The 7,652-nt window shown below is 73.6% G+C and carries 9 protein-coding genes and 1 pseudogene; all 10 read right to left on the bottom strand.

What is annotated here, in order from left to right; translation table 11 throughout:
- Window positions 1-1,316, bottom strand: a pseudogene (locus WMI84_RS15705) (hypothetical protein); the annotation flags it as partial.
- The gene (locus WMI84_RS15700; RefSeq protein WP_347354714.1) at window positions 1,313-1,669 is read right to left on the bottom strand and encodes a hypothetical protein; all 357 of its coding nucleotides are present in this window, start codon (window positions 1,667-1,669) and stop codon (window positions 1,313-1,315) included. The pseudogene WMI84_RS15705 and the gene WMI84_RS15700, both read right to left, overlap by 4 nt.
- Before the next feature lie 384 nt (window positions 1,670-2,053).
- Window positions 2,054-2,290: a hypothetical protein gene (locus tag WMI84_RS15695; protein ID WP_347354713.1), complete on the bottom strand. Its 237-nt coding sequence runs from the start codon at window positions 2,288-2,290 to the stop codon at window positions 2,054-2,056.
- On the bottom strand, window positions 2,287-2,805 hold the full coding sequence (locus tag WMI84_RS15690; protein WP_347354712.1) for a hypothetical protein: 519 nt from the start codon (window positions 2,803-2,805) through the stop codon (window positions 2,287-2,289). Before WMI84_RS15690 ends, WMI84_RS15695 begins: the two co-directional genes overlap by 4 nt.
- A gap of 49 nt (window positions 2,806-2,854) precedes the next feature.
- Complete coding sequence (locus tag WMI84_RS15685) at window positions 2,855-3,331, bottom strand: hypothetical protein (protein WP_347354711.1); 477 nt, start codon at window positions 3,329-3,331, stop codon at window positions 2,855-2,857.
- Between the two features lie 181 nt (window positions 3,332-3,512).
- Complete coding sequence (locus WMI84_RS15680; RefSeq protein WP_347354710.1) at window positions 3,513-3,821, bottom strand: hypothetical protein; 309 nt, start codon at window positions 3,819-3,821, stop codon at window positions 3,513-3,515.
- Entirely contained in the window at window positions 3,818-4,084 is a 267-nt protein-coding gene (locus WMI84_RS15675) for a WhiB family transcriptional regulator (protein ID WP_347354709.1), read from the bottom strand. Before WMI84_RS15675 ends, WMI84_RS15680 begins: the two co-directional genes overlap by 4 nt.
- A gap of 475 nt (window positions 4,085-4,559) precedes the next feature.
- Complete coding sequence (locus WMI84_RS15670) at window positions 4,560-4,988, bottom strand: hypothetical protein (protein ID WP_347354708.1); 429 nt, start codon at window positions 4,986-4,988, stop codon at window positions 4,560-4,562.
- On the bottom strand, window positions 4,985-5,341 hold the full coding sequence (locus WMI84_RS15665; RefSeq protein WP_347354707.1) for a hypothetical protein: 357 nt from the start codon (window positions 5,339-5,341) through the stop codon (window positions 4,985-4,987). The genes WMI84_RS15670 and WMI84_RS15665 overlap by 4 nt, the downstream gene beginning before the upstream one ends.
- 89 nt (window positions 5,342-5,430) lie before the next feature.
- Complete coding sequence (locus WMI84_RS15660; RefSeq protein ID WP_347354706.1) at window positions 5,431-7,548, bottom strand: hypothetical protein; 2,118 nt, start codon at window positions 7,546-7,548, stop codon at window positions 5,431-5,433.
- Window positions 7,549-7,652: the final 104 nt, after the last annotated feature.

The following is a 7,652-nucleotide window of genomic DNA, read 5'->3' as shown; positions in this document are numbered from 1 at the left end:
AGCTCGTGGGCGATCGTGGATGCCTTCTGCGCCTCGCTGAGGCGCGCGTCGACGACGATGCGTTTGCTCTTGGGGTCGGTATACCCGAGAGTGCCTTCACCCGTGGCCGGCCGACAGCCGGGGATCTCGACCTCCCCGTAGGCGTAGCCTGCCCGCCCGACCCGATCGCGCAGTCCCTCAAGGGTGCCCGGGGTGGCGGCGCCGGGGGCGGGCCGCAGCGGCGCCGGCGGAAGGGGCGCACCCTGGGTGTCCGAGATGTCGAACACCGGGACACTTTTGAACCCGATGACCCTGGGTCTCTCGGTGATGGTGCCGTCGTCGGCCTCGTCGAGAACCTTGCGGGTGACCGGGGCGAGGATCCAGACCGCCTTGGCGCCCTTGATGACCTGGCGATCCAGGCTGCTCCACTGCCTGAACCCCATCATGTGCAGGTCCTCGAGGGAGGCTCCTCGCTGCAGCATCTGGACCGCGGCCAGGATGCGGTTGTTGGCGCTCCACCGGCTCAGCCCGTTGCTCGCCATGGCGTCGAGCCAGCGCTGCAGCTGACCGGACTCGACGATCGCCGCGACCGAGGTCTCCAGGTCGGCGAGCATCGCCTTGACCCGGGCATCACCCTTCATGCCCGCGTACTCGCCGGCGGGCAGGCCCTCCGGGACGGGACAGACGTGGCCCGGGCCGGCGAACTGCCCACAGTCGGGGCAGCGCCCCGCGGACGGCGCCGGCGGTCCGTCCTTCCGTCCGGGCTGCGCGGCCGCAAGAGACTGGGCGCGGTGCACTTCGCGCAGCGCCGACTGGCAGCGGGCGCGGGCGGCCGCCAGCCCTACCGGGTCCGGGCGGGACCGGTTCCTCAAGGTGGCCACACCGAGCGCGACCTTGCTGCGCCGGAGCTCGCTTTCCGCCTCGGCAGGTGACGGGGCGTCCGGCCCGGCGGGACCGCGGGACAGTGCTGCCAGTGCCGCGACCTCACGCGAGCCGATGCGGTCACCGCGCTGAAGCCCAACCCAGCCTCTGGCCAGGTGGTTCCTTGCCTGCTGCGCCCCCGCCTGCGAGAGTGTCCCGCTGACCGCTTCCCGTTCGGCCGCGATCCCCAACCCGGTCAGGGCCGCCTCGGCAGCAGCCCGAGGCGCGGGACCATCCGGCTGCGCGGTACACGCGCGGCGTGCCTTGCGCACCGACTCCGATCCGAAGATGGTCACGGCGGCCTCACCCAGGCTCGATGAGGCCGGGCAGACATGTCCGGCGCCGGCGAACTGGCCACACAGCGGGCAGTGGGCCGCGCCGGCGACGGTCTGGCAGGTCGATGCGATGGTGGTCACCGGCGGCTCCCCCGGCGGGAATCACCGTCCGCCCGGGCGTCGGACGGGCGGGGGCGCTCGACCACGCGCAGCCGCGCGGGACCGACCGAGGTGAAGCCGTACCCATCGACCAGGTCGAGGTCCACCATCGGCGAGCGGAACGGGCTGGCCTCCCACAGCGCGCGCACACGCCAGAGCTGCCGGTCCGCACCGGACCTGACGAGATCCCCGACCTGCAGCGGCGCGGGGTTGACCGCGGTCGTGTGGTCGTAGCCGGTGACCCTCCGGTCGTGCGCCATGCCCTGCGGGCAGGTCGCCATGGCGACCTGCGTCAGGCCGAGGTGGCTCGCGCCGGCGGGGAGCCGGCGGACCACGAAGCAACGGCGTCCGCAGAACGTGCAGTAGGAGCCCACGATGATCAACCACCCTCCGGGATGACGTCATGGGGGCCCGGGCGGGGTGCGCGCGCACCTGGCTGCTCCGCCTCGGCTGGGCTCCCGCGGCGCTGCAGGCGCGCGACCGTCGAGGTGCCCGCGGCGCGCAGGCAGGACGAGCACGGGCTCGTGCCGGCGGCCAGGTGCCGCTGATAGCCCGCGGCCGTGCCGCAGCGGCCCAGGTGTTGGCTCTGCATCCCCGTGGAACCGGAGGTCGCCGGCAAGGATCGGGGCGCCACGCCCAGGAGCCGGGCGACCTGAGGGCGGGACATGCCGGCGCTGAGCATCCGCGCGGCCGCCTCCGACCTGCCCTGGGACAGCCTGTTACGGGCGGCCATCGGTCGGCTCCCCCTCGTCGCTGCCGGTCCCGGCCGCGGCGGCCTCCCGCAGCAACTGCGCGCCCGCCGGGTCACCGGCAAGGACCGCGGATGCGCGGCAGGCGATGGCGAACCGGGAGCGGGCTGCGAGGCGCTGCCCGCGCGCGGTGGGCAGCGCCTGGGCGGCTGGCGCCGGAATGCCCACCGCGCGCTCGTCATCCGGGCGGGCGGGACGGCCGGTCATGCCGCGCCTCCGACGCCACCGCCGATGGTGGGGTTGTCCGGTTGTGCCCGCACCGCCGCGCAGGGCCACAGGTCGCCGTCCCAGTCACACACCGGCTCACCGGCCAGGACTGCCCGGGTGTGCATGGACAGGTCGGCGAAGCCGGGGCAGTCGTGCTCGCCGAGATGAAGGATGCAGTAGAAGCCGCCGCATCCCCACGAGCAGTCCGATCCCGTCGGGTGGTCGCGGCAGGCGAAGGTGCGGCCCTGGTTGATCACGGCCGGGCAGTCCTCGCGGCCGCACCCGATCGTGACCTGGTGGGCCGGCGCGACCCGGTTGGATGGCTGGGCCGGCTTGGCCGGCAGCCACCACAGGCAGACGGGACACCACCACTGCTCGCGGAGGACCGGGAACGCCGCGGCGCACCACAGGCAGGTTGTCTCATCGGCGCCGTCGGTGAGCTCGCTGCCGGGGCCGCCGCAGGCGGGGCACGAGCCGGTCAAGTAGACCCGGTGGGTGTCTTGGTGGGTGCTCATCTTGGGTTCCTCCTGGTGCAGGCCCGGCGGGCCGCCTTGGTGCAGGCGGTCATCTGGCGGGGCGAGAGGGGCTCGGTGTGCAGGTGGCGTCTGGCCTGGCCGGCAGGCTCGGTCGGGAACCGTGTCGGGCGATCCCCGGGGACCGGTGCCACAGCCGCGCCACCAGGCCCGGCAGCCGGGCCAGGCGGCGGTGGATGACGTGTCCGGGGTGCACGCAGTGGCGGTGCCGGCGGGCGCCTGCATCTGATCGGGCGGCGCCGCGGGCAGTAGCGACCACGCCGGGAGCAGGCAGCGTGGCCAGGATGTGGGGCACCACGCGGGCTGCCAGGATCTGCTCGTCGACCTCGATGATCCGGCCGCCGCGCGGCCAGGTCGCGCGGGTCAGTGCGTCGACGAGCGCGGCCTCGAGCAGGTCACCGTGGGAGTGCGCCGGGCCGGTCAGGGCAGACCCCAGCGGATACCGCTCGGCGCTCGGCGCGCTGCGGGGAGGGTGCGCGTCATCCGGCGCGCGCAGGGGCTGGGTCACGACGTGGTCCTTTCGCGGGTCCCGGTGTGGCCGACGTGCCACAGACCGCAGGGGCACAGGTACTGGTGCAGCAGGGCGGGCCGGGCGGCGCGGCCCGACCGCAGCAGGGAACGCAGGTGCCGGTGGGCGCCGAACGCGGACGCGTGGCCTTGTTTCCACGGGGTGGGGCACGCTCGCCGGGTCATGACCGGTGCTCGCGGTCGCGGCGGCGCCGGGCACTGGCGGTGGCCCAGGCGATCGCGAGGACCAGCGCGAGCAGGGCGATGACGAGCCGGCGGCCATCGAGGCCGACGCCGGTGGTCGGGATTGTGACCACCGCGGCCGGTGCGGGGACCAGGACGGCGTGGGTGAGCAGCCAGGCGATCGCCCGGTCACGCAGCCGTGGGGCCAACGTCGGCAGCATGAGCGCGGTCAGCATGACCGTGCCGAAGAAGGTGATCGGGTCGGCGAGCAGCTCCTGCCAGGCGCTCGGGTGGGGGCGGCCGGTCATGCGGTTCTCCTGTCCTGCCGACGGGAGACGGCGGCGGCCCGCATCCGGCGCCGGTCGTCCGGGTCGGTGCCGCCCATGACAGCGTGCTGGTCTCCCATGGCCAGGGCGGCCCGCAGGCACAGCTGCTGATAGGGGCAGGTCCGGCAGACTGCCTTGGCCTTGGCCCGGCTGGCCGAGCCGCGGGAGGTGAACAGGTCCGGGTCATCTCTGCAGGGGGCATCCGGCACCCAGACCAGGCCGGGGATGGCTCGCTCCGCGCTCATCTGTCAGCCCTTTCGACGATCGAGCCGGTCACCTACTACGTAGGTCCGCCCGCAGGGGCGGGTGTGACATCGGGCGGGGCGCAGGTGGGGCACACCTGGAAGCAGACGCCAGGGAAGGCCACCGGGTGCACGGTGGTGTGCCGGCGACACGAGTCACATTGACCGGGCTCAGGCCGCGGTGGACCGACCAGGGGCCGCCGGCTGCTCCCGGCCGCAGTCAGCGCCGGGACGTGGTGGGCCAGCAGGCCCGGCCGGGGCTGCCGCTTCACTGTCGAGGTCCTCATCGTCGGGCTCCTTCGGGGCGGGCCCGCCGACCCGAAGGACGCTCTTGCAGTCGGTGCAGAGCTCGGGTCGTGGACGGGTGGAGTTGCACGTCTTGGTGATGCCGCAGCGGCGGCACACGTAGACGCGAGGGTCTGCGGGCGCGAGGGGCACCCATGACGCGCGGGTCGGTCTCCAGGCCACGGGCACGTCCTCACGTCGGGCGCTGGAACAGCGCGGTGTAGCTCGGCGCGCCGGGGGCTGTCCCGACCCGCACGTCGATGCGGTAGCCGATGGTGTGCCGGCCTCCGGGCAGGACCCGGTAAGCGGTGAAGGCGCCGGGCAGCCGCGCGGCGCGGCACCGCTCGAACGTGCGGGTCAGCTCCGCTGTCGCCTGCGCCCAGGGACCATCGGCGCGGCCTCGCGCTGGCAGCACCAGGAAGGACCCGTCGACCTCGCGGATGGCCTGCCCGGTCCGGGACGGGCCGGGCGGCATCGCCACGTGGCGGCCGGCCCCGCGGCGCGGGTCGTACTGCAGCAGGTAGCTGTTGCTCGCGGCCGCGGCCGCGGCGAACTCCTCCACCGCGGTCCGGTAGACCGGCTCGAGCAGCCGCTCGTCGGCGGTCACGAGGGTGAAGCTCATCCGGGGCTCTCCTCGCTGCCCGTCCGGGCTGCGATCCAGTCAAGGTCGGGGCCCGGCAGGTTGATCAGCCCCTCGCGGGTCAGCGACAGGTAGCCGGCGCCGGCCAGCCGCCCGATGCAGGCGATCGCGAGGGGCTCGCTGGTGCCGAACCGGCGCAGGTGGCGCACGGCCGCGCCGGTGTCCACCCCGAGGGCCGAGGTCGCCACGAGCACGAGCAGCTCCCGATCCCGTGGCGCCAGCGCCTCACCCGGCGGGTCGGTCAGCGCGCGGTGCAACCACACCGTGCGCCAGCCCAGCCGAACCAGCAGGCCCGGCTTGATCCGGTCGGTGGACGAGTGCGTCAGCAGGGTCATGGGTCCACGGTCGCAACCCATCTCCTTGCTGTCAATGACAACAGACGAGTTGTTTTCACTGACACCAGTATTTGGAGTGTTGCAGGGGCTCACGCTGCGTCACCGTCGACATCGATATCGGGCCGGCGGACCTGCACGAGGTCGTCGGCCGGCAGCGACAGGTGCCCCGCCTCGTCCGCGTCGTCTCGCCAGAACACCGACACGTTCAGCGGCTCGGTGACGTCCTCCTCGACATCGGCATCGACGGTGACCCACTCCCCCAGGTCCGGGTGCAGCATCAGGTCCCCGACCTGCAGCGACTCCGGGGCCGCCGTGACCGCCGGCTCGTACCCCTGGAACGGGTCGAGCTGCGCCGGCTCGACCGGCTCGGGCTGTGGGCCTCCGCCGCCCTGCCGCAGCTGCCCGAGCCGGGCCGGCGCCGGCCGGCCCCCGATCCCCAGGACGGTCAACGGGGAGGCGGCCGCCCGCGCGTCCTCCACTCTCGCCTGCTCGATGTTGGCCGGGTCCAGCTCCGGGTGATCTGCGGCGGCCCCCCACGCGGCACCCGCGTAGTCGGCGTAGCACAGGTCAGCGTCCGCGCCGTCGGCCGGGACCGGCGGGTCGAGGATGACCAGCCGCTCGTGCAGGCAGGCGCTCGGGCGGGCGGCGGCGAGCCGCTGGCCCGCCTCGGAGCCGGCCGCGACCTTGCGCGGGTCGGGAATGAAGTAGGTCTGGATTTCGACCGGCCGGTTGTCATCGTTGATCGTGGTCGCCCGGCCGCGGCAGGCCCGCGGCACGGTGGTGCCGACCGCCGGGTCCTGCCACATCATCAGCGCGCCCTGCGGGGAGAGCCGACCCATCGAGATCCGGGCCCGGAAGTTGTCGCGCATGTCGTCACCGAAGAACTTCGCGTCCGGGCGCTGCGTGGCGAACAGCAGGTGCACCCGGCTCGAGCGGCCCTTGCGGGCCAGGGACCGGAGCTTCTCCAGCGCGGGCGGCTCCGCTGGCGCCCCCTTGCGTTTGACGCCGATGTACCAGGCGTACAGGTTCGCCCGGAAGTCCGCGAACTCGTCCATGAACACCATCAGCGGCTCGAAGGCCTCCTCCCGGGCCTGCCCCCGGGTGATCAGGTCGTACCGGTGTTCCATGACCTGCCAGGCGCGCTCGATGACTGCGACCTGCTCCTCGATCCGGGTCGCGACGATCTGCACGTTGGGCCAGTCCCGCCGGAAACCGAGGAACTCGATCGACTTGCCGTCGACCACCCAGACCGGCCAGTTGAACCGCGACACCTGCACCAGGACGCAGTGCTCCAGGCTCGTCTTGCCCGTGCCGGGCGCGCCGACCACCATCAGGTTCGGGTCGATCGCGGGCCGCCACGCGACCGGCCGGCCGTCCTCGTCGACCCCGTACTCGATCGCCACCGAGTCATACGTGCCCAGCACATCGGTCTGCGGGTCGATCTGGATCGGGTCGAGCCAGATCACCGCCGGGAACGAGGGGCGCTGCTCGAACAGCACCGTGTCGCCCTGCAGGTCCCAGCGGGCCCGCCATCGGCCGGGCAGGACGGTGGACAGGGTCCGCTCCACCCGGGTGCGGTAGCCGGTGTTCGCGAGCCGGGTCCCGTTCTCGTGGGACACCTCGATCCTGGCGATCTGCCCGTCTCGCAGATCGATGTCGCGCACCTTCGCGGTCGGGCCGAGCAGCTCGCCGATGGTCCGCTCGGCGCGCTGCGCCTCCGCGGTCACCGGAACCTGCGCCGCGGCCGCCGCCCGGGCGGACAGGACCACCCGGCAGCGTCGCTCGTCCAGGTGGGCCACCTCGTAGTCCAGGCCGGTCCGGGACCGGCACACCTGCAGCAGCTGCGGCAGCCATTTCGGGTCGTGTGTCTTTGCCTGCGGGTCGAAGTGGACCGTCAGCCGGGCCGGTAGGCCGACGAAGCCGTGCCGCCAGCGGCGGGCCCGGACCGCCGTGCGCGCCGGGGGTCCGATCAGCGCGGCCAGCCCATGATGCAGCGCGGCCAGCAACTCGGCACGACGCGCGGCCCGGAACGCGTGCACCCCCGCGAGCAGGGACCACGCCGCCACAGCAGCAGAACCGGCATAGACCGGGACCGCGGCCGGGGTCAACGGCGCCGCGGCAAAGCCCATCCCTGACAGCGCCGCGGCCGAGACCGGCCCAGCCAGGCGGACGCGGACACGGCGCGGGGCCGGGCTCGGCAGGCTCATCGGGACCACCTTCAAGCTGGCAACTGGTCACCAACCATGTAGGTCCGTCCAGACCTATCGGTGTGACACACCAGGTCTCGCAGGCGCAAGAGGCTACGACGCCG

The organism is Intrasporangium sp. (assembly GCF_039812505.1).
Classification (GTDB): domain Bacteria; phylum Actinomycetota; class Actinomycetes; order Actinomycetales; family Dermatophilaceae; genus Intrasporangium_A.
This window is presented reverse-complemented; position numbering and strand designations above follow the sequence as displayed.

Bases quoted from the DNA above. Each gene is read 5' to 3' on its own strand.
- WMI84_RS15665 (WP_347354707.1), bottom strand. From the start codon at position 5,341: ATGACCCTGCTGACGCACTCGTCCACCGACCGGATCAAGCCGGGCCTG.
- WMI84_RS15675 (WP_347354709.1), bottom strand. From the start codon at position 4,084: ATGAGCGCGGAGCGAGCCATCCCCGGCCTGGTCTGGGTGCCGGATGCC.
- WMI84_RS15660 (WP_347354706.1), bottom strand. From the start codon at position 7,548: ATGAGCCTGCCGAGCCCGGCCCCGCGCCGTGTCCGCGTCCGCCTGGCT.
- WMI84_RS15680 (WP_347354710.1), bottom strand. From the start codon at position 3,821: ATGACCGGCCGCCCCCACCCGAGCGCCTGGCAGGAGCTGCTCGCCGAC.
- WMI84_RS15670 (WP_347354708.1), bottom strand. From the start codon at position 4,988: ATGAGCTTCACCCTCGTGACCGCCGACGAGCGGCTGCTCGAGCCGGTC.
- WMI84_RS15690 (WP_347354712.1), bottom strand. From the start codon at position 2,805: ATGAGCACCCACCAAGACACCCACCGGGTCTACTTGACCGGCTCGTGC.
- WMI84_RS15695 (WP_347354713.1), bottom strand. From the start codon at position 2,290: ATGACCGGCCGTCCCGCCCGCCCGGATGACGAGCGCGCGGTGGGCATT.